Origin of the sequence: Reinekea forsetii (genome assembly GCF_002795845.1) — a bacterium.
GTDB classification, from domain to species: Bacteria; Pseudomonadota; Gammaproteobacteria; order Pseudomonadales; family Natronospirillaceae; genus Reinekea; species Reinekea forsetii.
The window spans coordinates 1463448-1488259 of the sequence record NZ_CP011797.1 but is presented as its reverse complement, the minus strand read 5'-3'; the positions used below and the strand labels follow the sequence as shown (position 1 = coordinate 1488259).

Annotated in this window: 20 protein-coding genes; 9 read left to right on the top strand and 11 right to left on the bottom strand. The window is 54.4% G+C overall.

All coding sequences use genetic code 11. The annotated features are described in order from the left end of the window. The first annotated feature begins 10 nt into the window (after positions 1-10). Both pta and REIFOR_RS06895 read left to right on the top strand, forming a co-directional pair. Positions 11-2161, top strand: a complete 2151-nt coding sequence (gene pta / locus REIFOR_RS06900) for a phosphate acetyltransferase (RefSeq protein ID WP_100256863.1) — start codon at positions 11-13, stop codon at positions 2159-2161. A 383-nt stretch (positions 2162-2544) separates the two neighbouring features. Beyond that, a complete protein-coding gene (locus REIFOR_RS06895; protein ID WP_100256862.1) occupies positions 2545-3231 on the top strand; it encodes a MaoC family dehydratase in 687 nt (228 codons plus the stop codon). A gap of 3 nt (positions 3232-3234) precedes the next feature. Here the strand turns inward: REIFOR_RS06895 and prmC are convergent, their stop codons facing one another. The 3 genes from prmC to hemA are packed head-to-tail and all read right to left on the bottom strand — an operon-like array spanning position 3235 to position 6408. After that, the gene (gene prmC, locus REIFOR_RS06890; protein ID WP_100256861.1) at positions 3235-4059 is read right to left on the bottom strand and encodes a peptide chain release factor N(5)-glutamine methyltransferase; all 825 of its coding nucleotides are present in this window, start codon (positions 4057-4059) and stop codon (positions 3235-3237) included. Then, positions 4056-5141 (bottom strand): peptide chain release factor 1, encoded by a 1086-nt coding sequence (prfA, locus tag REIFOR_RS06885; RefSeq protein WP_100256860.1) that lies wholly within the window; start codon positions 5139-5141, stop codon positions 4056-4058. The genes prmC and prfA overlap by 4 nt, the downstream gene beginning before the upstream one ends. A 7-nt stretch (positions 5142-5148) precedes the next feature. Then, on the bottom strand, positions 5149-6408 hold the full coding sequence (gene hemA, locus REIFOR_RS06880; protein WP_100256859.1) for a glutamyl-tRNA reductase: 1260 nt from the start codon (positions 6406-6408) through the stop codon (positions 5149-5151). A 198-nt stretch (positions 6409-6606) separates the two neighbouring features. On the opposite strand from hemA, the gene REIFOR_RS06875 reads away from it, so the two are divergent. The 7 genes from REIFOR_RS06875 (at position 6607) to ychF (ending at position 13254) form a co-directional block, all read left to right on the top strand. After that, the gene (locus REIFOR_RS06875; RefSeq protein WP_158524313.1) at positions 6607-8259 is read left to right on the top strand and encodes a tetratricopeptide repeat protein; all 1653 of its coding nucleotides are present in this window, start codon (positions 6607-6609) and stop codon (positions 8257-8259) included. Next, the gene (lolB, locus tag REIFOR_RS06870; RefSeq protein WP_100256857.1) at positions 8252-8824 is read left to right on the top strand and encodes a lipoprotein insertase outer membrane protein LolB; all 573 of its coding nucleotides are present in this window, start codon (positions 8252-8254) and stop codon (positions 8822-8824) included. Before REIFOR_RS06875 ends, lolB begins: the two co-directional genes overlap by 8 nt. A gap of 57 nt (positions 8825-8881) precedes the next feature. Next, complete coding sequence (gene ispE / locus REIFOR_RS06865; RefSeq protein ID WP_100256856.1) at positions 8882-9745, top strand: 4-(cytidine 5'-diphospho)-2-C-methyl-D-erythritol kinase; 864 nt, start codon at positions 8882-8884, stop codon at positions 9743-9745. Positions 9746-9818: 73 nt separating this feature from the next. Further along, positions 9819-10757, top strand: coding sequence for a ribose-phosphate pyrophosphokinase (locus REIFOR_RS06860; RefSeq protein WP_193437326.1), 939 nt, complete (start codon positions 9819-9821; stop codon positions 10755-10757). 119 nt (positions 10758-10876) lie between these two features. After that, positions 10877-11482: a 50S ribosomal protein L25/general stress protein Ctc gene (locus REIFOR_RS06855; protein ID WP_100256854.1), complete on the top strand. Its 606-nt coding sequence runs from the start codon at positions 10877-10879 to the stop codon at positions 11480-11482. Positions 11483-11554: 72 nt separating this feature from the next. Next, complete coding sequence (gene pth, locus REIFOR_RS06850) at positions 11555-12145, top strand: aminoacyl-tRNA hydrolase (RefSeq protein WP_100256853.1); 591 nt, start codon at positions 11555-11557, stop codon at positions 12143-12145. 17 nt (positions 12146-12162) lie between these two features. Beyond that, on the top strand, positions 12163-13254 hold the full coding sequence (gene ychF / locus REIFOR_RS06845) for a redox-regulated ATPase YchF (RefSeq protein WP_100256852.1): 1092 nt from the start codon (positions 12163-12165) through the stop codon (positions 13252-13254). Between the two features lie 27 nt (positions 13255-13281). Here the strand turns inward: ychF and REIFOR_RS06840 are convergent, their stop codons facing one another. The 8 genes from REIFOR_RS06840 to REIFOR_RS06805 form a co-directional block, all read right to left on the bottom strand. Beyond that, entirely contained in the window at positions 13282-14280 is a 999-nt protein-coding gene (locus REIFOR_RS06840; protein WP_100256851.1) for a LacI family DNA-binding transcriptional regulator, read from the bottom strand. A gap of 40 nt (positions 14281-14320) precedes the next feature. Then, positions 14321-17779, bottom strand: a complete 3459-nt coding sequence (locus REIFOR_RS06835; protein WP_100256850.1) for a hypothetical protein — start codon at positions 17777-17779, stop codon at positions 14321-14323. 97 nt (positions 17780-17876) lie between these two features. After that, complete coding sequence (locus REIFOR_RS06830; RefSeq protein ID WP_100256849.1) at positions 17877-18935, bottom strand: glycoside hydrolase family 16 protein; 1059 nt, start codon at positions 18933-18935, stop codon at positions 17877-17879. Positions 18936-19001: 66 nt separating this feature from the next. Next, a complete protein-coding gene (locus REIFOR_RS06825) occupies positions 19002-20018 on the bottom strand; it encodes an ABC transporter ATP-binding protein (protein WP_227003785.1) in 1017 nt (338 codons plus the stop codon). After that, complete coding sequence (locus REIFOR_RS06820; protein ID WP_100256848.1) at positions 20015-21013, bottom strand: ABC transporter ATP-binding protein; 999 nt, start codon at positions 21011-21013, stop codon at positions 20015-20017. Before REIFOR_RS06820 ends, REIFOR_RS06825 begins: the two co-directional genes overlap by 4 nt. Next, complete coding sequence (locus REIFOR_RS06815) at positions 21010-21921, bottom strand: ABC transporter permease (RefSeq protein WP_100256847.1); 912 nt, start codon at positions 21919-21921, stop codon at positions 21010-21012. Before REIFOR_RS06815 ends, REIFOR_RS06820 begins: the two co-directional genes overlap by 4 nt. Positions 21922-21996: 75 nt before the next feature. After that, entirely contained in the window at positions 21997-22971 is a 975-nt protein-coding gene (locus tag REIFOR_RS06810; protein WP_100256846.1) for an ABC transporter permease, read from the bottom strand. A gap of 120 nt (positions 22972-23091) precedes the next feature. Further along, positions 23092-24744 (bottom strand): ABC transporter substrate-binding protein, encoded by a 1653-nt coding sequence (locus REIFOR_RS06805; protein WP_100256845.1) that lies wholly within the window; start codon positions 24742-24744, stop codon positions 23092-23094. Between the last annotated feature and the right edge of the window lie 68 nt (positions 24745-24812).

Genomic DNA, 24812 nt, shown 5'->3' with positions numbered 1-24812 from the left:
GTAACGCAACGTGAAATATACATATTTTGTCACCGCCACCGGCGCCGGCACTGGCCTCACATCGGTCTGTCTCGGCCTGGTCCGAGCCTTGGAGCAATTGGGCGTTCGAGTCGCTTTTTGCAAGCCGATCGCCCAGCAATTTGACAAGGAGCAAGGCCCTGAACGTTCAACCCACCTAGTCAATGTAACGCTCGGCTTACACCCAGAAAAGCCAATCAAGCTGGCCCATGCTCAGCAGCAACTGGCCCTGGGCCAGGCCGACCGCCTGATGGAAGAAGTCATCCAGCTCTCCCAGGCGTCGGGCGAAGATGCTGACATTCTAATCGTCGAAGGCCTGGTGCCGGTTGCCGATGAAAATTACATCGCCGAGCTGAATCGCAATATGGCCAAGGCGTTGGACGCCGATGTTATTCTGGTCTCGGCCAAGAACAGCGACAGCACGGCTCAACTGAATGAACGCATTAAGATGACGGCCAGTCTATTCGGTGGCATCCATCATAGGAAAGTGGTCGGTTGCATCCTCAACAAGGTTGGTGCGCCAGCGCCGGCCAGTCAGCAGGTGATCGCCGAAGAAGACCCAGAGGAGCTGGGCACGGCCAAACACCACAGTGCCGAGGAATTTGCCGCCATCTTGCCGATATTCCAGAAAGATGATTTTAAATGCATTGGCGCGGTGCAATGGAACCCTTTACTGGTTGCCCCACGCACCGCAGATGTTGCTGAGCACTTGGGCGCGCGCATTATCAATGAGGGCCAGATGAGCGAACGGCGGGTGCAATCCATAACCGTCTGTGCGCGCACCATGCCCAATATGCTGCATACGCTCAAGGCCGGCACCCTAGTGGTGACGCCCGGTGATCGGGACGACATTTTACTCGCGGCCTGCATGGCGGCGCTCAATGGCGTGCCGCTGGCAGGCGTCATCCTAACCGGCGGTCTACAACCCATTCCCCAGGTGATGGATCTGTGCCATTCGGCTTTCTTAACCGGTTTGCCGGTGTTGACCTCGGAACACAATACCTTCCGCTCGGCCCAGCTGTTGAATTCCATGAATACCGAAGTCCCGGCCAATGACATCCAGCGCATGGAAAGCGTGATGAACGCGGTGGCCGGTTCGATCAATGCCAAATGGTTGGCCGAACGGGCCCAGGTTATTGAAGAGCGGCGTTTATCGCCGCCGGCCTTCCGTCACCTGCTGGTCAAACGCGCCCGCAAAGCGGCCAAACGCATTATTTTACCGGAAGGCAGTGAACCGCGCACGATTCGAGCCGCGGCCATTTGCCACGAAAAGGGCATTGCCCATTGCGTCCTGTTGGGCAATCCCGATGAGATTCGACGTATCGCGCAAACCCTCGATATCATCTTGCCCGACTCCATCGAGATCATCGATCCGGCCATCGCCGTACCCAAGTATATTGACGCCATGGTTGAGCTGCGCAAACACAAGGGCCTGAGCGCGCCAATGGCCGAAGCCCAACTGGAAGACCCGATCGTTTTGGGTACCATGATGTTGGCGCTGAATGATGTCGACGGCTTGGTCGCCGGGGCCATCCACACCACGGCCAATACCGTTCGCCCCGCCCTGCAACTGATCAAAACCCGACCCAATACCAAGTTGGTATCGTCGGTGTTCTTTATGCTGTTGCCCGATCAGGCTGTTGTCTATGGCGATTGCGCGATCAATCCAGACCCCAATGCCGAAGAGTTGGCCGATATTGCCATTCAATCGGGCGATTCGGCCAGGGCCTTTGGTATTGAACCGCGCATTGCGATGATCAGCTATTCGACCGGCATATCGGGCACCGGCAGCGATGTTGAAAAGGTCCGTGAAGCCACGCGTATTGCGCAAAAACTGCGCCCCGACCTGCTAATTGACGGCCCCATGCAATATGACGCCGCCAGCACACCGTCGGTCGCGGCCAGTAAGGCACCGGACAGTTTGGTCGCGGGTCGGGCTACGGTGTTTGTTTTTCCCGATCTCAATACGGGCAATACCACCTATAAGGCGGTGCAGCGCAGCGCCAACGTGATCAGCATTGGCCCCATGTTGCAGGGTTTGCGAAAGCCGGTGAATGATTTATCACGCGGGGCGTTGGTTGAGGACATTGTCTACACCATCGCGCTGACGGCTATTCAGGCGGACCAGATGAGTGACCAATGAACGCGGCTCAGGCTAACCCCACCCCCCAGGCTTTTCGACCCTTTCCCCGTTCGAAAAGGGATTAAACTAAACCCTAGGGTAAGTTTAATCCCTCATTAAAATTACAAAGGCGCGCAACCGCCACGGGACGCATTCCTTCCCTCACTCTGCCGGCCAACCACATCAACGGCGCCCTTAACCGATGCTGGCGGGGAACGATGTTTTGCGCATAACAGCCGCCTGCCTGGCGGGCCGGTTAGATCAACCAATAAAAGATGGACAGCCGTATATTAATTTTTACTGCCTATCAACTCGTTTTTTAAGTCCATATACTAGCTCCCGGCAAAGGAAGGAATGAAAAGTCCGCCGTTTTTTATTAAAACTGATGGCACTAAGGGTTTTGCATGAATGTGATAGATCTATTAAAGGAAAAGAGCGATCGTCTGGCGAAGAACCGGACCGAGATCATGGACTTGGTCAATCCCCAGGTGCGCGGCTATTTTATCGGCGCGATGAACAATGCCCGCAACAACCAATGGCTCAGTTGGGTATTGGATCAGACCAAGTTCGGCGTCGGTACCGAGGCCCAAAATAGCGATCAGGCCTGGCCGGAAAAAATGGGCTCCGATGCGCAAAAAATGCTCCAACAACTGTCGGCGCAAATGAATCAGGTCACGCTGGTCGGTGAATGGCTCACGGTCGATCAAGAGCGGATTGACCGCTTCGCCGATGTCACCGATGATCACCAATGGATCCATACCGATGTGGTTCGAGCGAAAGAACATTCGCCGTTCGGCGGCACCATTGCCCATGGCTTTCTGACCTTGGCCCTGATACCCAAACTGATCGGTGCCGTGAATCCCGAGGCACCGACCTATCCGGGCGCTAAGATGGTCGTGAATATGGGCCTGAATCAGGTGCGCTACCCCTATCCGGTAAAAACCGGTTCTCGACTGCGGGCGTCGAAAAAGGTCATCCATGTCGCCTTGGTGCGGCGCGGCCTGGAGGTCACTGAAGAAATAACCGTTGAAATAGAAGGTTGCCGCCGGCCTGCCTGCGTGGCGCAAACCCTGATGCTACTGGTATTCTAGGGCCTAGGGCTGGAGATAGCCGAGGGTGACCCGGGCATTGCCGCCGTAGTCGGTGACCGTCTCGATTCGGCTAAAGCCCGCGTCGCTTAATAGGGCTCTGACGGCCGATGCCTGTTGCCAGCCGTGTTCAAAAAACAGCCCACCCCCGGCACTCAAACAGATACGCGCCTGCGCTATGATCTTGTCAAACGCCGCCAGACCACCGCGATCTGCGATCAGCGCACTGCTTGGCTCAAAGCGCACATCGCCAAGCTGCAAATGGGGATCGTTAGCGTCAATATAGGGTGGATTACTGACCAATAAATCCACCGATCCAGGCGCCACGTCGTCGCACCAATCGCCCACACGGAACTCCACCGCCAAAGCCAAGGCCAGAGCATTTTCTTGCGCCAGCTGGACCGCAGCCGCTTGTCGATCGAGACCGGCAACATGCCAGGCGGCACGTTCCGACTTCAAGGCTAAGGCGATAGCGCCAGTCCCCGTGCCCAGATCGAGACACACTCGCGGTGCCGGCCCAAAATGGGCGAGGACCGTCTCCACCAATATTTCGGTGTCGGGTCTGGGAATTAGGGTACTGGCGTTGGTTTTTAAGGCAAGTGACCAAAATTCACGTTCGCCCACTAAATAGGCAACGGGTTCGCCAGTCACTCGGCGTGCCAACCAACCTTGGTAGCGAATCGCTTGATGCTCGGTGAGTAGGCGCTCCGGAAAAGCCAAGAGGAATGTGCGCGGCTTTTGCAGCGCGGTAGCGAGCAACACCTGCACATCGACGCTGTCCAGACCCAGACTTTGGCCCTGGATCAGGGCATCGGCAACGCTTAGGGTCACTGCTGACCCATTTCGGCAAACAGCTGAGCCTGATGTTCGATGCGCAGCGGTTGAATGATATGTTCCAACTGCCCACTCATAACTTCATCAAGTTTATAAAGGGTTAGGTTGATACGATGGTCGCTAACCCGGCCTTGTGGGAAGTTATAGGTGCGGATCCGTTCCGAGCGATCGCCACTGCCGACCAGAGATTTGCGCTGATCGGCCTGCTCTTTGGCCGCGGCACTTTCTTGCATATTTTTCAACTTGGACGCGAGCAATGACATGGCTCGGGCCTTGTTCTTATGTTGCGAGCGCTCATCCTGACACTCCACCACCATGCCAGTCGGTAGGTGCGTTAGTCGAATCGCCGAATCGGTCTTGTTAACATGCTGACCGCCGGCGCCGGAGGCCCGAAAAGTGTCGATACGCAGATCGTTGCGGTCAATTTCGACTTTTTCCAATTCGTCGGCCTCCGGCAACACCGCCACGGTGCAGGCCGAGGTATGGATCCGACCCTGGCTTTCCGTCTCCGGGACCCGCTGGACCCGATGCGCACCGGATTCGAACTTCAACTGTGAATAGACATTGGCACCGCTGACGCGCGAAATGATTTCTTTATAACCACCGTGTTCGCCATCGCTGGTGGATAATATTTCCACCTGCCAGCCCATTTTCTCCGCGTGACGCGAATACATGCGAAACAGGTCACCGGAAAAGATCGCGGCTTCATCGCCACCGGTGCCGGCCCGAATTTCAAGAAACACGTTCTTGCCATCGTTGGGATCCTTGGGCAGCAATAGAACCTGCAGCTCGTTGTCCAAGAGCAGAACTTGGGCTTGCGCTAATTTCAACTCTTCCTTACCCATTTCACGCATCTCTGGATCGGCATCGTCGGTCAGTGCCAGCGCTTCAGCGACATCGCCTTCGCCCGCTTGATAGGCGGCAAAGGTGCGCACCACGTCTTCAAGGTCTGAGTATTCTTGCGAATAGCGCCTAAAATCGTCTTGCTTGGCAATCACCGCGGCTTGCGACAGCAGGACGCCCAGTTCTTCATACCGCTCTGACAATTCGGTTAACTTGTAACGGATCGATTCTTTCATGTTGTCCTTAGCCGTCTATGTCGAATAATCGCAAGGCCCAATCACTGGCTGCTGAATCACCCTGCTCATGTGCAGAGCGCAGCGCCACCGTCGGGGCATGCATTAATTTGTTGGTAATATTGTGCGCCAGTTGCTTGCTTACCACACTCGGATCTCCGCCCGCGGCTAAGGCGCGTATGGCCTTATCCAATTCGCGTTGACGAATGCTATCGGCGTTACTGCGGATTAGCTTAATGGCATCCGAAGCAGAGCGGGCATTCAGATTGGTGATGAAGCTCGCCGTCTGTTGATCAATAATCAGCCGGGCTTCTACCGCGGCCTTGGCGCGCTGTCGTTTGCTGTCTTCTATTACCGAGCGCAGGTCATCGACGGTGTAGAGAAAGACATCTGAAAGGTCCGCGACTTCACTTTCAATATCGCGTGGCACGGCGATATCGACCATAAAGATCGGTTTGTGTTTGCGCTGTTTAAGTGCCCGCTCCACCATGCCCTTGCCGATCAGCGGCAGTTGACTGGCTGTTGAGGAAATAACAATATCGGCATGCGGCAATTCATCGGGAATATCGGACAGCAAACAGGCACGCGCATTGAACTCCTTGGCCAAGACCTCGGCCCGGGCTAGGGTACGGTTGGCGACCGTGATTTGAGTAACCCCCTTTTCGCGCAGATGCCGAGCGACCAGATCAATGGTTTCACCGGCGCCAACTAATAGAGCACGGCAACTGGCAAAATCAGAAAAGATCCGTGCCGACAGGCTCACCGCGGCGAAAGCGATACTAACTGCATTTTCGCCGATAGCGGTTTCGGTTCGGACCTGCTTGGCAACCTTAAAGCTGTGCTGAAACATATAGTTGAGGTGGGCGCCCACGCTGTGATGTTCCTGCGCCACGGCATAGGCCGACTTCAGTTGTCCTAAAATCTGTGGTTCACCCAGCACCATACTGTCCAAACCCGAGGCCACTTCGCTGATATGGCTAACGGCTTGCTCTTCACTGTGGACATAGAGACAGGCACGGAGTTCATCCTCCTGGATCTTATGTTGAGCGGCCAGCCAGACGATCACCGCTTCCGTTGAGCGGTCGGCATCGTCGCTGTAACAGTAGATCTCACTGCGATTACAGGTAGATAAGATCACCGATTCTTGTACGCCGGACAGGCCTAACACAGCCTTAAGCGATGCGGACATCGTTTCTGGCATAAAGCTTATTTTTTCCCGAACTGCTACGGAAGCGGTATTATGATTTATACCGATGGCCAATAACGACATCGCTTGGGTGAAACCTTATTTGTGTAAAAAGGCGGTATTCTAGTCGTTTTACCGAAAATAGGCGATATAAGCTATGCTAATATCCGCGTAAGTATTGAATACAAATTGCCACTGTCGCGCCACAGACCATGTTTTATCGGGAATATTATGCAATTCGCTATCAGACTGAACACTTTATTTACGCTTTCCGCAGGCCTTTTGCTGTCCGCTTGCGCCAATTTAGCCGGTCCAACTAACCCCTCGAGCGCCCAAGCGCTCAATGCAGCGCCGGCTATTCCCTATCAGGAGCTGTCCGGACAGAGTCTTTTTCAATTGCTGCTCGCCGAGATTGCGACCAATCGCCATGAATACGCGGCCGCAGCCGCTCTCTATAGCGAAGTGGGTGCATCCTTCAATGACGTAGCGGCCATCAATCGGGCTGTGGCGCTTAATCAGAGCATTGGCAACTACAGTGCCATGCTGCCGATGGCGGAAAAATGGTTACTTTTGCGACCCGAGGACCCCACGGCCCTAATGGCCCATAGCGTCTCCGCCATCGCCATCGGACGGATAGACGAAGGTTTGGTCAGCCTGGATCGATGGTTGGTGGTCGACCCAACAGCCGATGTTAGCCTTATATTAACCTCCTATGACGTTCTGAAAAGTGCGCAACGCGCAATTTTGGATAGGGGCCTAACCGACTTGCTGATAAAACACCCTGACTCTGGCAGCCTGCCTTATACCCTGGCACGTTTTAAGATAATCGAGGACCAACCTGAGGCCGCATTGCAATTAGTCAATCAGGCCCTGGCTGTGGAAGAAAACCTGCAGGTCCAGCTTTTTCGCTTTCAACTTTTGCTCAACCTGGAGCGTGACGAGGAAGCCAAAAAAACCATTGTCGCGCTGACCAAGCAAGAACCGACCAATCGACAGGTTGCCCTGCAGTACAGTCGCTACCTGTTCAGTTACGAGCCCGGCAATTTGGACGCCTTAAAAGCATTACACAGCCGCTTCGCGACCGAACCGACTATTAGCCGGACCTATGCGCGGGCGGCCTTTGAATACCAGGATTATGACTCGTCTACCGCGGTCTACACTCACCTATTGACCACCGCCTATAGCAATGAGGCGCATTATTTTTTGGGCCGAATAGAGCTGTTGAACGAACTACCCGATCTGGCCGCGGACCACTTTGAAAGGGTTGTTGAGACGCCCTATCTGAGCTCTGCCTTGGCTGAATGGATTGCCCTGGCTCGACCGCAAGACGAGCAACGCATTCAGGCGGCGATCGCGGCAGGCAAGCTGTCCATGCCTGACATGGCGCCGGTCCTGTGGCGTTTGCAAGCCAACTACTATCAATTAATTGACCGAAGCGATCAGGCCTGGTCCAGTCTTGAAGACGCACTGCAGCAATATCCGGACAACGCTGACCTGCTCTACGACAAGGCACTCTTGGCTGCGCGACTCGGCCGAATGGTGCTTATGGAAAGCAATCTTGTCGCGGTGCTGCAACAGGAGCCGAATAACGCCAATGCGCTTAATGCGCTGGGCTACTCTTGGGCCGACATGAACAAAAATCTGGACACCGCCGGTCGCTATATTGATCAGGCCTTGGCCACGGAACCGGACAATCCTGCTTATCAGGATTCAAAGGGCTGGCATCTGTATCGTATTGGCGATCTCGATCAGGCCCTGTTGTGGCTACAGAAGGCCTACAGTCGAATGAAAAATGATGAGGTTGCTGCCCATCTCGCTCAGGTTTTGTGGGACCTCAAGCGTCCGAGCGAGGCGCGCGATCTGCTCGCTGAGGTCATCCGTAACTATCCTGACAGCACCCAAATTGATATCTTAACCGAGCTGTTTAGTGAATAGATCAAATACCGCCCCAAGTGCTCTGCTCCTGGTCGCGCTGATACTCTTATCCGGTTGCAGCCTAATCAGCCCGAAAACTCAGACGGTTCAGGGTGATTGGGCGTTCAATGGCAAAATGGCGATTCAAAACCCAACTCAAGCCACCAGCTTTAATTTGGATTGGGTGCAACAAAACGAACTGTTTCAAATTGTCCTCAGCGGACCCTTCGGCCAGGGTAAGATCAGCATCAAGGGCGAGCCTGGCCGAGTGAGCCTCACTAAGGACGGCCAGCGGCAGAGCGCACAAAGCCTCAATGGCCTGTTATATAGCGCCACCTCGATGGACCTGCCGTTAGATTATCTGCAATTCTGGGTACGGGGCGAAACCCGTCCCGGGGGCCCCTTTTCGATACGCCGCAATGACCAGGGCCAGATCAACCAGATCGTTCAGGCCGGGTGGACGGTCGATATCAACGATTATTTTGCCGCACCGATCAACCTGCCGCGAAAATTAGTCTTCATCAACGGCGAGGATCGCGGTAAACTGATCATCAAAGCTTGGTTACCCACCTCACCCTTGTCCTAGCTGCACTGCCCTAGCAGTTAAAATGCCCTAACAGTTACATAGCCCTAAGGGTCTCAATTGTCTGTTCATAGCCTTACTCTATCCGCGCCAGCCAAACTGAATTTATTCCTACACATTACCGGACGTCGTCCCGACGGCTATCATCAATTGCAGACGCTCTTTCAATTGCTGGATTTTGGAGATGAATTGACTTTTACCGTCCGGCAACAGGGCGGCGTCGTCCTCACCTGCAATCAACCAGAGCTGGCCAACAACGACAATCTGGTGATCCGTGCGGCTGCCGCACTGGCGGCTTTTAGTGGCCATACCTTTAATGTTGACATCCATCTCGACAAGCGTCTGCCGCTCGGCGGCGGCATAGGCGGCGGCAGTTCCGATGCCGCCAGTACGCTGCTGGCGTTGAATCAGCTCTACAATTTACAGGTGTCCGAAGCGGACCTGCTGATGCTCGCCATCCGCCTGGGCGCGGATGTGCCGGTCTTTGTTGCCGGGCAAACGGCTTGGGCCGAGGGCATTGGTGAACGCTTAACGCCGATGCCGATGCCCGAGCGCTGGTATCTGGTGGTCTTTGCCCACGAACATGTGGCCACGCCCCAACTCTTTGCACACCCGGAATTGACACGTGATACCCCAACCAGCACAATCGACGCCGCGCTTGCCGAGTCTGGCCATAATGATTTTGAGCCCTTGGTGCGCATGCTCTATCCCTCTATAGACAAGGCCTTCCAGGCTTGTCAGCCCTATGGCCATGCCAAGCTGACCGGCACCGGGGCCTGCCTATTTTTAAGCCTTACCGATAAGAGCCGCGCGAGTGATGTTTTGCAACGATTAACCTTGGACCACCCCGAGCTGAGTGTATTCCTCGCCCAGGGCATCAACCAATCAACGGCGCTGCGCCAACTTCGGTCGCCAGCAGCCTGACCCAGTTTCCAGACTGGGTGGCATTGACACCCGGTTATGTTTTATCCAAACCAGCCAAACAAGGGTGATAGCAGTGTCAAAAATGATGGTCTTTACGGGAAATGCCAACCCCATACTGGCGAAGAAGGTTGTCGAGCGCTTGGCTATTCCACTCGGGGAAGCCTCAATCAGTAAGTTCAGCGATGGCGAAGTGGCCATCGATCTCATTGAAAACGTACGCGGGGCAGATGTCTTCATCATTCAGCCAACCTGCCAGCCGACCAATGACAATCTGATGGAAATCATCTTTATGGCCGACGCCTTGCGCCGGGCTTCCGCCGGGCGCATCACCGCAGTAATTCCCTACTTTGGCTATGCCCGTCAAGATCGCCGACCGCGCTCATCGCGCACGCCGATTTCAGCCAAGGCCGTGGCCGATATGCTTACCGTGGTCGGCATAGACCGGATCCTAACGGTCGACTTGCACGCCGAACAGATTCAGGGGTTTTTCAGCATCCCAGTCGATAACATCTATGGCTCGCCAATTCTGCTCGACGACATCCAGAAGCAAGGCTATGAAAATATGGTCATCGTCTCGCCCGATGTCGGCGGTGTGGTCCGCGCGCGCGCCATCGCTAAGCAGCTGGGCGCCGATCTGGCGATCATCGATAAGCGCCGTCCGCGCGCCAATCAGGCTGAGATCATGAACATCATCGGCGATGTCAGCGATCGCACCTGCGTTTTGGTCGACGATATGGTCGATACTGCGGGCACATTGTGCTCGGCGGCAGAGGCCCTGATCAAGTTTGGCGCCCGCAAGGTTGTCGCCTACGCGACCCATCCGGTGTTGAGTGGCCCGGCGGTCGAACGGATCACCAACTCCCAATTGGAGCTGGTGGTGACCGACACCATTCCGCTCTCGTCCGCAGCCCAAAACTGTGCTAAGATCCGCCAGCTTTCGATGTCAGGGGTCCTCGCAGAGGCCATTCGACGCGTCAGTAACGAAGAGTCCATCAGCGCAATGTTTCGTTAATTCGACGACATTCGCAACAGTTAGAGTCTTTTTCGGCTCAACTTCTTAGGAACTCACTTTATAAATACGGGCAGCATTGGTCGCAAATGCTGCTTGGTTAATTTTTGGAGCATTAGAAAATGTCTGGAATTTTTGAGATCAATGCAGTAGTTCGTGGAGAGACAGGGAAAGGTGCGAGCCGCCGCCTGCGCCACGAAGGTAAAATACCTGCAGTTATTTACGGCGGCGCTAAAAATCGCAAGCCACAGAGCCTGACCATCGAAGTTCGTGAAATGATCAAAGCCCTTGAGAACGAAGCATTTTATTCTCATGTTTTGAGCGTGATAATCGGTGACAAGACTGAGCAAGCCATCTTGATGGATCTTCAACGTCATCCCGCTACCGGCTTCCCAACGCACGCTGACTTTGAGCGCGTTACCAAGAGCACCATCGTTCATAAGCGCGTTCCATTGCACTTCCTGAACGAAGAAGGCGTTATTAAAGCCGGTGGCAAGGTGCTGCACGCAGCATCAGAAGTTGAAGTTACCTGTAAGGTTGGCGATTTGCCGGAGTTTATCGCGGTCGATGTTGCTGGCTTGACTGTTGGTACCGTCATTCACTTGGCTGAATTGAAATTGCCTAAGGGTGTCACGCTGATTGAATTGCAAAAGGGTGCTGACCACGATGCACCGGTTGTCTCTATTGTTAAAGCAACGGGCGGCGATGTAGAAGAAGCAGCAGAGTAATGCTGTGTTAGATCGCTAATTAAGAGGGCCTTCACGGCCCTTTTTTACATTTCGGACCATGCAGACCCTATCATGAAAGATGTCATTCGTTTTATCGTTGGCCTGGGTAACCCAGGACCGCAATACGATCAAACTCGCCACAATGCCGGTTTTGAATTCGTCAATCAGTTGGTGCGTCAGCACGCGGGCACCTGGAAAAATGACAGCAAGTATCAGGCAGAAACCTGCCAACTCACGATAGACGGTGAAAAGATTGCGTTGATGAAACCGATGACCTTTATGAATCGCAGTGGTCAGTCGGTCGGCGCCTACGCACAATTCTTTAAGATACCGGTCGAACAGATTTTGATTGCCCACGATGAACTCGATATAGCACCGGGCAACGCACGTTTTAAGAAAGGTGGCGGCCATGGCGGCCACAATGGGCTACGCGACATTATCGCCTGCCTGGGTAACAATAGAGAATTTTACCGCTTACGTTTGGGTATCGGCCATCCGGGGTCGGCGCGCGATGTCGCCAACTACGTGTTGCAGCTGGCCCGAGTGGAAGAACGAATCAGTCTAGAGCGGGCCATCGATTGCGCGCTCGAACAACTGCCCTTAGCCCTTTCCGGCGACTGGGCCAAGGCGATGAATCAGCTACACAGCTTTAAAGCCGAATAATTTCTGGAGATCACAAGATGGGTATTAAATGTGGAATTGTCGGTTTACCCAATGTCGGTAAATCTACACTGTTCAATGCGTTAACACAGGCCGGCATCGATGCTGAAAACTTTCCGTTCTGTACCATCGAACCCAATACCGGAGTCGTGCCCGTTCCCGATCCGCGCCAAGACAAGATTGCCGAGCTCATCGTGCCGCAACGCATTATTCCAACCACCATGGAATTTGTTGACATTGCCGGCCTGGTTGCCGGCGCGTCCAAGGGTGAAGGCTTGGGCAATAAATTTCTCGCCAATATTCGTGAAACCGATGCCATTGCCCACGTCGTGCGTTGTTTTGATAACGACAATGTTATCCACGTGGCCAACAAGGTTGATCCGGTCTCCGATATTGAAGTAATCAATACCGAGCTGGCACTGTCGGATCTGGAAAGCGTCGACAAGCAATTGTTGCGTCTGCAGAAGAAGGCTAAAGGCCAAGACAAGGAAGCCATGCGCCAGGTTGAGCTGTTGGAGAAGATCAAACCGACCCTCGATCTCGCGATCCCGGTGCGTTCGATTGAACTGACCGACGAAGAGCAACGTGATTTAGCGCCCTTTAACTTGCTCACCATCAAGCCGACGCTCTATATTGCCAACGTCAATGAAGACGGCTTCGAAAACAACCCTTACCTCGACCTGGTGCGCGCCATTGCGGCCAAAGAGAATGCCGAAGTTGTGGTCATCTGCAACAAACTGGAAAGCGAAATTGCCGAGTTGGAAACAGAGGAGAAGCTGGAATTCCTGGCCGATCTGGGTATGGCAGAACCGGGTTTGAACCGGGTCATCCGAGCCGCCTACAACCTACTCGGGCTGCAGACCTTCTTTACCGCTGGGGTCAAGGAAGTGCGCGCTTGGACCGTTAAGGTAGGTGCCACTGCGCCCAACGCCGCCGGCGTGATCCACACCGACTTTGAGAAAGGCTTTATTCGATCTGAGACCATTGCCTATCAAGATTTTATCGATTGCAAGGGCGAGGCCGGTGCCAAAGAAGCGGGCAAGTGGCGTCTGGAAGGTAAGGAATATATCGTTAAGGACGGCGACGTGATGCACTTCCGGTTTAACGTCTAAGCTGTTTACTGCGCCTGGGGCTTGGCCTCAGGCGTTGAGATCCCGAACACTGTCCCGAATCACCAGGTTGGGCTTAAACTCCATGCCTTGCGGTGAGCGTTTAGCATAGACTTCATCCAGCGCCATACGCGCGCTGGTCCGAGCCATTTCATAGGCTGGGAAATTCATTGTGGTCAAGCGTGGTTTGACATAGTTCGCCATCAATACATCATCAAAACCTATCACCGACAAGTCTTCCGGAATGCGGATCTTGTGCTGCGCGGCCCACTCATAAATACCGATCGCCATCTCATCGTTACCGGCCACCACTGCCGTAAAGGGCAATCCTGAGGCGGTAAACTGTTGCATCGCGTCCAGGCCACCGGAAAACTCAAACACGGTACGCACGATACTGCCCTCACTGACCGCCAGACCGGCCTCGGTCATCGCCTTGATGAAGCCGCTAACCCGCTCGTTGGCATCCTGCTTATAGCTCTGACCGCCGGCACAGACGATCTGGGAATGGCCCATCGAAATCAGATATTGGGTCGCGGCATAGCAGCCGCCTTCATTATCCAACCACATATTGCGGCTTTCCAGGCCGTCGATATGCTGATTGATCAGATAAATCGGGATACGCGCATTAAGACCTTTGAGGTAGTCCGCATCGACCGATTCAGTCAACAAGATAAGACCATCGACTTGGCGGCTGGACAGGAAACTGATGGCCTCCTGCTCCTGCTGCGCCTGGCCGTGGCCGCTGGCAATGATCAGGTGCTTGTTGCGACCGCGCAGCTCTTCTTCGACTCCCGACATTACCGGCCCATAGAATGGGCCGTCGAGTGACGCAACCACCATACCGATGGTATTGGAGCGATTCGAGGCCAGGGATTGGGCCGCGGAATTGGGTTGGTAACCCAATTCGAGCATAGCCGCCTTGACCTTGCGTCGCGTCGCGTCGGCGACCCGTTCGCTGCTATTCATCACCCGCGACACGGTGGCCTGGGATACCCCTGCCAGCGCGGACACTTCCTTTATCGTTGTCATATTCTTCTTATTTGTTGAGGTCTCTTTAGATGCAGAGGTTTTACTCGGTCGCCAGTAAGCTGTCAATTGGAAAGTCTACTTCGATCCGTAGAATACGATTATTGCGCTGACATAGGTCCGCAAACAGTTCCGGGGGCAGTCGCCCTTCAGCTACATGCCGTACCTCACCCTCGCTCATATAGACCCTGATGGCCAGCTCTGCGCGATCCCGACGAAAATACACGAAGGGGATTTGCGCCAAGGTGAAGGCCAGACTGCCAGCCGGCAAATTCAACGAGTGCCACTGCCCAGTTGGATCCATATAGGCAAAGGCGGTCGGAGACTCAATAAACTCATTGGCCTTGAGTAGCCCAGGCAGTATATCGATCGCTTGATCGGCCCAGAACAGCCCGAACTCACCCAAGCGGGTCAACAGTTCCTCCTTGACCTGCCCGGTCATACCGGGTTGCCGCGCAACACCGTTTTCTGGGCTATGGCTGTAGGGATCGGTCGGTACGGCACCATAGTGCGCAGGAGTCTTGTTAAAGCCAATGCCCAAGCGGATATCGTAGTAGGCCTCGGCCAATTGCTGAATCTGCTCTGGAGTAGCGCCCTGACGCTTAGCCTGCAACCAGCTTTCTTGCGCCGCTAGGAGCAGCTTAGAGACCATATGCCAATAGGTGCTGCCGAGCCCCTCATAACCAAAAAACGAGCCTGAACGACCGGTAAAGGCGCGATGGGCAAAGGTCGCCTCGTACAATGCCAAGATTCCCCTCTGTTCTGCGTCGGCCAGGCCCAAGTGCGTTAAGCGCTGCGCTAAGTCGACGCCATTGCGCAACTCGGCACGAAAATGCAGCCCGCCATCTCGGTCTTGTTTGAACACCTCCCCCCGCTTTAACAGCGCGGCCGCATCGGGGGTCTGCGCAAACAGCTCGGCGGCAATATGGTTTTTGGCCATAAAGGCCGGCAGTTGCTTGTTCGGATAGAGTAGATAAGTGTGCTGGTCGGCTCGAAAGAGGTCACTGTGACGCAGCGCGTGCAGCAATTCAAGGCTCTGTGCCGAACCGAGCAGACCCGAGGCCAGGATGGCGACCTGGCCTTCCAACATCATCGGCAAATGATCGATCGTTGCCCCCTGCCCGGTCAAATTGAGAAGATTGTAGCCGTGGTACAGGCGATCCGCGCGCTGATTGTACTGCAGGGTATCGTGCAGCGCCGCCAATACCCGGGTCAGAAAGTCTTGTATCGTTGCATACCTGAGCGTCTCGAACCGACCACTCAGGCCAGACTGATAGAGCGCCGATCGGTATTGATCGCCACTGCGCGCCAGGGCCTCGAGTGCGGCCAAACGTTGCTCGGGGTCCGCAGGCGCAAAGCGCGTCTGAAATAGCGCATTGACCCGGTCAAACCACGCGACCACCTCCACAGACACCGACAATTCGCCACTCAGCCCCGCTAATTGCTCTTGCATCGCGCTTAGGTGGCGATGCAGATAGGCCAGAGTGACAACGGACAGACCCCAGCCCACCAAGGCGTTGTTGGCATCGTTCCATTCCGGGCGCTGGGTGTTCATCCAAATGCCACCACCGGGCACAAAGTTACTCAGCTTGGCCAGCCACAGAGTCAGCAGCTTTTCCATCAGGTTAACGTGCAGCACACGGGCCGCACCGACCTGCCCCGGCCCTTGCGCCCCTCCTGCTACTGAGTCGCCAACCCACACCAGCTTAGCATCGGCGCCGAGGGTGTCGTGCAGAGCCATGATGCGCGCGTCCAGCTCGGCATCGAATTCAATACTGTTATAAGGATCGACGCGCAGCTCGGCAAAGCCTTTGATCCGATAGGGCACATTGGCATAACTGAACTGTTTGCGTTCAAACCAATCCTGCAACAGTGCCGGCTTGATCTTATATTGCAGCTCCAACAGCTTGGACAAATAGATGATCTGATGATCGCTCCAATAGCCAATGTTGGACCAGGGATTATCGAGCTCGGGCGTCTCCCACTCGATCCCGGCACGGGTTACTCGATAGGGGTTGTAACCGTCCGCGGTGGTGGCGTTGAGAAAGTTACTGATCATCGCGGGCAGAAATTCCGGATAGCTCAGGGCCAGAGGTTCCCAGTTTTGGAAAATATCCCGCCAGTTGCCTTGAAAGTCTTTAATGGCGAGTCCCTGATCGTCTTTGAGATTGATCGAAAATTGATTCCAAGGCCGACTCGGATCGCCGTGTCGCCGGCTAAAACTGATCGGTAAATATTCGTGCACCAAACGCGCCAAATCTTCTGCGCCAGCGCTGGGCAGATAGGCGTCCAGCTCGGTCACCAAGAGCTGCTCCGGCAGGGTCTGCCAAAAGGCCAAATCACCTAGAGTGCGATTGCGCGTGCGTACAAATTTGTGCAAATCGCCTCGGGCGAGCCGATAACCGTCCTCAAAAAAACCGCCGCGCATAATGTTAAACAGGCTGTTGGCCCAATGGTGCACAGCCGTGGCCTCCTGCCCACTGACCTGGCTGCCATCCGCCTTCGCCAAATGGGCCGTCAGCTTAGCAGCCCCCAGGTCGATATCGGCCAGCACCTGGTGGGCGATCTGCCCATCGGCCAGACGATGGCGCAGCTCCAGCAGGGCGTTGTTATCGAGACTGACCTCTGCCAGCGTCAGCCACTCGATCGTTTCACCTGGCGCCAGGGTGACCGTACTGGTGACGAAATAGCTCCCCCGGCTACCCCGGGCACGCTCTGGAAAGTTCAATGAGTGACCCTGAGCAAAGCGCCGCGGGGCCTGACCGTCGAGCGACACCCGAAACGACCAGGCGCCCTGGCTGACGCAAGACCAGAGCGCATTGGCGAGCAAACTTTCCGATGGCTCGGCCACATCGGTCAGGCGGGAACTTAGGTAAAACAGGGCCAGCCGATCGTCGATCAGGTCAACCGACTTGTAGGCATCGAGCAACACGCTTTGACTGTTCTGGGTGGCCGATTCGATATTCGCCGGCAATATATTCTGTAAGCCGTCTAACAGCTCGAGCGTTCGAGGGCGTGTTGAATGGTTGGTCAGCCGACTGGTTTTAACCAGGCCAAAGGCCTCGCTGAAGGACAGGCCGTACTCGAAAGTCAGCTCATCGAGTCGTTCGCTAAAGATAATTCGGTCACCGCGCACGCCCTTATAGAGGGTCCGTTGGCCCTGGGCCGGCGCAAGATCGAGGCTATTGAAGGGCTGCCAGAGGCGGTCCTGTTCGCGAATCAAACTCAGCGACCCGGTGCAGTGGGCCATGTCGATAATCTTATCTTCACTGTAATAGGGGAAGAGTGCCTTTTCAGCATTCTGGCGGCCCGCGCTGAGGCCGCCATTGCTGGCCAAGAATAGCCAATGATCGTCGGCGCTGACGATCGACATAAAAAAGGTCGCCATCCGGTCATAGGCATCAATGCGATAATAACGCTCATTGCGGTAGTCGCAGAACTGACCCTCGGTTACGACCGCATGGGCATTGGCATGAGCATACTTTTCTGGGCGTGTAGACATCTGCTTTCCTATCAACAATATTCAATTGAGCCAACGGACTCGCCCTCGGGACGGCATCTGTTGGCTAAGCTTTCATTCGGTTCGTTTGGCTATCAACCTAGCGGGTTTCAATAGACCTCAAAGCAGGGGCTGTGTGGCCGAGCACCACTTCGGCGCGGCTATCGCTAGCGCCACAGCCGCGACCGTTAATCTTGTCCTCACGGCATTGATAGACGCGCACGTAATCGACCGCCAAGGTTTGCGGAAATGCCGCCGCATCGATGCCAGTCTGATTGACTGCTCCAGCCCAGGCACCGCCTACCGCCAAATTCAAAATCAGATGAAAGGCTTGATCGAAGGGCGCTGTGCCCGGACCGTTGACCCACTCTGCGTGTTGATCTTGGTATTGGCTATACCATCCGGCCGAGCGCGCCGTTGCGTAATGAACGTCGTCTACGTACCAGCGGATTTCACCCGCCTGCCATTCCATAGCATAGCGGTGAAAAGCCTCCGCCGGGCTGGCGCCATTGGGCAGACGATAGCTGCTCCCGGAATGCACATTGTTGGGCCAAGCCTGCCCGTAATGCAGGCTGCCGTGCACTCGCGTTTCGCGCTCGCCGTCTTCGGCATCGGCGGCATCCGAGCGAGTGCCGAGATTAACCGCTTCGACTATGTCGATTTCACCCGATGCGGCCCAACCGCCATAGACGTAATCGGTCGGTAACATCCAGATCGCCGGCCAGGTGCCCTGCCCGGACGGCAGTTTGGCGCGAATTTCGAAGCGGCCGTAGGTCCAGTCACCCTTATTGAGCGTGCGCAGCCGCGCCGAGCTGTAACCTTTGGTCACCGTCAGAGCCGGATCATAGTCTGCTGAGTCTTCGTTTTGCGCAGCACCGCTGACGGTTTCGCGCCTGGCCACCAGCTTGAGGATGCCCTCCTCTACATAAGCGTTCTTGGCATTATTGGTATAGCACTGGCTCTCGCCATTGCCACCGCCCCAGCAGTTTTGTTCAAAACTCCACTGGCTTAAATCGATCTCAGCCGCGTCGAACTCGTCCGACCAAACCTTGTGCCACCCGCGTTCACTGAGCCGATCGTCGACGGAATCGCTCGCCGCTAAGGGCGCCAGCAAATACCCTGCAGCGAGGCAGAAAGTTGTTAGAATCGGTTTGACCATGCTGTCCTCGTTTTTATTGTTCTTTTGAGTCGTCCCCCCGGTATGTTGATTACCGGGGGACAGGACTTATTCGAATAGGAAACATCGGACAAAATGATCTTCGGCCAACTGAGTCACAGCCGGCATGGTGGTTTTGCATTGCTCAGTCGCGCTCAGGCAGCGTTCGGCAAAGGGACAGCCCACACTGGTCGGCGTCCACAGAGGAATATCGGCTTTACGCGCCATTTCTTTGCGGTCTTTGCGAATGCCCGGCTCCGGAATGGCCGAAATCAGCAACTTGGTATAGGGATGCTGGGGGTTTTGGGTGACCGAGTCACTATTGCCCCATTCGACCATATGACCGACATACATCACCGCGGTACGCTCGGCAAAATAACGCGCCGTGGCGATATCATGGGTAATGTATAAGAAGCCAATACCGTCTTTTTTCATATCCTCCATCAGGTTCAAAATACCCAAACGGATCGAGACATCGAGCATCGAGATCGGCTCGTCGGCAAGAATAAATTTCGCCCCAACGGCGAGCGCGCGCGCGATGGCAACTCGCTGGCGTTGGCCACCACTGAGTTCATGCGGGTATTTATCGGCGGTTTGCTGCGCCGGCGACAAACCAACACGACTGATGATTTCGATGGTGCGTTGCTCAATCTGCTCATCGTCCAACTCCGGATGGTGAATTCTGAGCGGTCGACTGAGATGATGACGGATGGTGTGTACCGGATTTAACGACCCGAACGGATCTTGAAAAATCATCTGCACTTCTTTGGCGTAATCACGCTGACTGAGCTGGTGTTGTTGCTCATTCACATCGACATCTTGCAGCCAGATCTTACCGCTGGTCGGCTTATACAGCCGACACAAAGCGCGTGCGCAGGTGCTCTTGCCACTACCGGATTCACCGACCACGGCCAAGGCTTCGCCGGCCTTGAGTACGAAGCTAACCTGATTGACGGCACGCATATAACGCCGCCTAAAGATCGCACTGTCGGTTGGAAAATCGATCACCAGATCCTCAACGTAGATACTGGCCTTTTCCACATGTCCGGTCTCAGGGGCGGACTTGTCGATCATCACCTCGGTCATGCGGGCACCTCCAAATCTGTCGCGACGTGGCAGGCAACGAGGCGATCGCGCTCACCTGCCTGCGCTGATTGGGTCAATTTCGGTTGTTGCGTCAGGCACTTATCGATGCAATCACTGCAGCGAGCCTGGAAGTAGCAACCCTCTGGCGTTTCCAATAGATTGAGGGGATTGCCGGGTATGCCCTCGAGGCGCACTCTAGGCCCGTGAATGGTCGGGAACGAACCCACTAGACCACGGGTGTAGGGATGTTGGGGTTGCTCTAATATTTGCGCGGCATCGGCCATTTCCACCAGCTTCCCGGCATACATGATGCCGATCCGATCGGCGATCTCGCCCATCAAACCTAAATCATGGCTGATAAAGAGAATGGCAAAACCAAATTTCTCTTTGAGTTCAAACAGCTCATCCATAATGTCGCGCTCAACGACCACATCGAGCGCCGTGGTCGGCTCATCCATGACAATCAATTTCGGACGAAGGGCCAAGGCAATAGCGATCACCACCCGTTGCCGCATACCCCCGCTGAGCTGGTGCGGGTAAGAATCCATTCGGCTTGGGTGAATACCGACCGTCGATAAGAGCTCGGCACCGCGGGTCCAGGCCTCTTCTTTGCTGACCTTTTTGTGCGCGAGAATCACATCGATAATTTGCTCGCTGATTTTCAACACCGGATTGAGTGAATTCATCGCACTCTGAAACACCATACTGGTTTCATTCCAGCGAAAGTCGCGCAATTGGGTGCTCGACATCTTTAGAATATCGCGCCCTTCGAAGAGAATTTCACCTTCGGATATCAGCGCCGGCGCTTCGTGCAAGTTGGCAATGGCAAAGGCCAAGGTGCTCTTGCCGCAACCGCTTTCACCGGCTAGGCCAACTGTTTCGCCCGGATAGATATCGAACGACACCTCGTTCACCGCGCGGGCGTTGCCGTGCTCGGTGACATAGTCGACGCAGACCTTGCGAATCGACAATAGGGGTTTGTCGGTCCTGATCATGATCGTGCCCTCCGGGCTATCATTTGCGCCTTCTGCTTGCGCCAAATTTTAATGTAGGCGCCGGTTTTTAACTTTGGATTGGAGATTTGATCGATCGACATATTCAACAATGCTAAGCCGCCGCCCATAATCGCAATGGCCATACCGGGTACAACCATGTCCCACCAAGCACCGACGATAAAAGCCGAGTTGGACTGCGCCCAATAGAGCATGGTGCCCCAGGTAATCACAGTCGGATCGCCTAGGCCGAGGAATTCCAAGCCGGCTTCGGCCATCAGGGCATAGATACTGGTGCCGACAAAACCACCGACCACGATACTGATCAGGTTCGGTAAAATCTCCACCAAGACAATGCGAGCCTTGCTTTCGCCCATAACCTCGGCTGAGGTGATGAACTCCTTATTGCGGATAGCCATGGTTTGACTGCGGATAATCCGCGCGCCCCACGCCCAGGAAGTCGAACCAATTATTACCGCGATAATCAGAGGCCCCACCTGGCCCAAAAAGGCGGCCAAGATAATTAACAGCGGTAACTGCGGAAAAACCAAGACGATGTTGGTAACCGACATCAAAATTTCATCGACCTTGCCGCCAAAATAGCCGGCACTGATGCCAACGAGCACCGCGATCACGGTGGTCAAGGCCGCCGCGCCGAAGGCTACTGTTAGCGAAATTCGGCCACCGTGCAGGACCTGGCTGAAGACATCCTTGCCCGAACGGGTCGAACCGAAGAGCAGTTCCATGCTGGGCGGCTGATGGCCACGCGCCACTCTCTTAGTGGGCTCGTTTTGGGCAATCAAGGGCGCCGCCAGGCTCATAATAATCAGACTACCCACGATAAAGGTACCCATAATGGCGGTCGGGTTGCCGCGGTAAAAACGGGCAATCGCGGTTAAATATTTTTTCATAACGAGGCCAAACCTATTCGATTGAACCGCCGCGAGTGCAGGCGGTTGGTGTGCGGATTCAGTCACGGACGACTCCTAGTTACGTAAGCGTGGATCGAGCCACAGATACAGTAGGTCGGCAATGAAATTAGCGATGAGTACAAACACCACGATCAATAACAGACAAGCCTGCATGGTCGGATAATCGCGCGACTCAAGGGATTTAAACATCAACAGACCCAGGCCCGGATAGTTAAAGACGGTTTCAATAAAGATGGCCCCGGCCATCACAAAACCAATTTGCATGGAGATACCGGTAACCACCGGCAAAATAGCGTTGCGCGCCGCATAGTGGGTCATGATCCGGCGTGAACTGAGGCCCTTGGCTTTGGCCATGGTAATAAAATCTTCCCCAAGCACGTTGATCATGGCGTTACGCATATTGAAGATCCAAGCGCCAATGCCTCCGAGCACCATCGACACCAGCGGTAACACCCCGTGGTGCAAAATACTGCTGATATAGGTCCAACTAAAGGCCGGATCTAAATCCGGATTGGCGCCATAAGACAGCGGGAACCAACGCAGCGTGAGAGCAAAGAGAAAAAAGATAAACAACGCGGTCACAGCCTGCGGCATGGCGCCGACAAAGGCCCAAAAAGTGGGCATAAAGGAATCGACAAACTTGCCTCGATTGTAGGAAGCATAGGTGCCGATAATGATGCCAATAAACACCGCGATCAACGTTGAAAGCCCGGCTAACCCGACTGTCCAGGGCACCTTGGCGGCCAGCACATCTGTTACCTGCACCGGATATAACATAATCGTAGGACCGAGATCCCAAGTTAAAACACTTTTAATATAGACAAAATATTGTTTCCACAAAGGCCCGTCGACAAAACCAAGCATCTCCTTGTAGGCGGCCAGCGTCTCCGGTGGCATCTTTCCCATCGCACTGGCAAAGAGTGCATCGACCGGGTTACCCGGCATCAGTCTGGGCATTATAAAATTGAAGGAAATAGCGACGAAGATGGCGGCCAAATAGAAGGCCAGTCGCCTTAAGATGAATCCCATGAATCAAACCTCACAGTCACTGGAGCCCATTGCGGGCTCCATCAGGTTAAAGCGCGCACACCCCGTGTGCCCGCCCAAACGTACTTACTTGCTTACCTAACCTAAAACCGTTCAAACGTCTTACTTAGCATACAACCGTTCAAACATGATCAGCTTACGTGATTCATCATAGAATACGGGCTGAACATATGGGTCATCAGCGTTGGCCCAACCGGCGATGCGGGTCGAGTTATACTGGTACCAGGTCGGGTTGGAGAAGACCGGGATAAAGGGCAGATTTTCACCGGTGAAGGTCATCAGATCCGCCAAGATGTCTGCACGACGGTCGGCATCACTGATCTGACCGTATTCGGTGATCAACGCATCGATAGCCGGTGACGAAACACCGTGGTTGGTGTGCCAAGACTGACCGATACGAGATGACAGGAAGTACTCTCGGTATGCGGCAATCGGATCGACACCGGTAGCTGACCAGTTGATTGATGCTTTGTACGTGCCTTCTTTCAACGCTAGGTCATAGATAGACCAATCGACTGTCTTAGTGTTGGCCTTGATGCCGACTTCAGCCAGGTATTCGGTGATCATCTGTACGGTCTGTACCCAATCGGTCCAGCCATTTACGACTTGAATATCGAAGTCGATCTTGCTGCCGTCTGGATTCTCTAAGAAGCCATCACCATCTATATCTTGGTAACCGGCCTTCTTCAACATCTTCTTCGCACCCTTTGGATCGTAGGAGGCGATGCCGTCGAATTTCTTGTCGACCTTCTTGTTAAAGCTGGCTTTGAAAAACTCACCAATGCCTGTAACGCGCGACTCGGCAGTTGGGTAGCCGTAGGCGGCCAGATCGACAATGGTTGGACGATCCAACGCCATAGAAAAGGCCTTACGGAAGTTGATATCGCTAAACGGCTGCTCACGAGTATTCAAGTACACGTTGATCAGATCGTTTGCTGGATACCAGAAACCGTGTGTTTCAGGATTCTTTTCGACGTAGGTTTTTTCGATATCGGCGATGAAGTTGGAACCCCAATCGATTTCGTCGTTAATCAAGGCCGGCTGTATCTGGGAGTTATCCGAGTACTGGCGGAACTTGATGCAATCTAGGAAGGGTAAGCCCTGATCGGCCTTGTAGTAATGCGGGTTACGACAAATTTCGATCTGGTTGTCGCGTACCTGAGTCACTTCGGTGATCGGACCTGAACCGACTGGCTTGCTGTTTTTAAAGGTGATCTTGTCTTCAACCGACTGCCAGATGTGTTGCGGTACAACGAACAGACTCGGCAAGTACCAGTCAACCGTGGTGTCTTTGCGATTAAAGCTGATTAACACCGTGTTGGCGTCGGTGGCCACGACGGACTTGATCACGCCGCTGCCCCATTGGCCGGTGTTATCAAGCTTGGCGTCTTCGCTGCCCAAGTTGAGCGAATAAACGACATCGCTGGCATCGAGAACTTCACCATCTGACCAGGTCAGACCCTTTTTCATATTGATTTGCAGCGACATCAGATCGTCGGCATAGGTGAAACTCTCGGCTAAACGCCAGTTGATTTCACCTTTCAATACGTTGAAAGCCCACAATGGCTCAAACATGGTGCCGCGCACCATATCGATCTGGGCATTGGAGTAGGGATTGAAATCGTCAACAAAGGTGGTCGCGATAATAGGCACCGTGAGGGTACCGCCCTGTTTTTGCATAGTTGCAGCATTCGCCTGCACAACGACGCCTGCCGCCAAGGCCGAAATGGCCAGGATTGAACTCAACTTTTTCATGTGGATCCCCTTTGTTGTTATTTTTGTCTCTTAGAAAGTGCTAAGACGACCGAGTGACTCGATTTAGT

Excerpts from the sequence above, each read along its gene's own strand:
- REIFOR_RS06895 (WP_100256862.1), top strand. The coding sequence starts at position 2,545 with ATGAATGTGATAGATCTATTAAAGGAAAAGAGCGATCGTCTGGCGAAG.
- prfA (WP_100256860.1), bottom strand. The coding sequence starts at position 5,141 with ATGAAAGAATCGATCCGTTACAAGTTAACCGAATTGTCAGAGCGGTAT.
- hemA (WP_100256859.1), bottom strand. The coding sequence starts at position 6,408 with ATGTCGTTATTGGCCATCGGTATAAATCATAATACCGCTTCCGTAGCA.
- REIFOR_RS06855 (WP_100256854.1), top strand. The coding sequence starts at position 10,877 with ATGTCTGGAATTTTTGAGATCAATGCAGTAGTTCGTGGAGAGACAGGG.
- pth (WP_100256853.1), top strand. The coding sequence starts at position 11,555 with ATGAAAGATGTCATTCGTTTTATCGTTGGCCTGGGTAACCCAGGACCG.
- ychF (WP_100256852.1), top strand. The coding sequence starts at position 12,163 with ATGGGTATTAAATGTGGAATTGTCGGTTTACCCAATGTCGGTAAATCT.
- REIFOR_RS06840 (WP_100256851.1), bottom strand. The coding sequence starts at position 14,280 with ATGACAACGATAAAGGAAGTGTCCGCGCTGGCAGGGGTATCCCAGGCC.
- REIFOR_RS06835 (WP_100256850.1), bottom strand. The coding sequence starts at position 17,779 with ATGTCTACACGCCCAGAAAAGTATGCTCATGCCAATGCCCATGCGGTC.
- REIFOR_RS06830 (WP_100256849.1), bottom strand. The coding sequence starts at position 18,935 with ATGGTCAAACCGATTCTAACAACTTTCTGCCTCGCTGCAGGGTATTTG.
- REIFOR_RS06825 (WP_227003785.1), bottom strand. The coding sequence starts at position 20,018 with ATGACCGAGGTGATGATCGACAAGTCCGCCCCTGAGACCGGACATGTG.
- REIFOR_RS06820 (WP_100256848.1), bottom strand. The coding sequence starts at position 21,013 with ATGATCAGGACCGACAAACCCCTATTGTCGATTCGCAAGGTCTGCGTC.
- REIFOR_RS06815 (WP_100256847.1), bottom strand. The coding sequence starts at position 21,921 with ATGAAAAAATATTTAACCGCGATTGCCCGTTTTTACCGCGGCAACCCG.
- REIFOR_RS06810 (WP_100256846.1), bottom strand. The coding sequence starts at position 22,971 with ATGGGATTCATCTTAAGGCGACTGGCCTTCTATTTGGCCGCCATCTTC.
- REIFOR_RS06805 (WP_100256845.1), bottom strand. The coding sequence starts at position 24,744 with ATGAAAAAGTTGAGTTCAATCCTGGCCATTTCGGCCTTGGCGGCAGGC.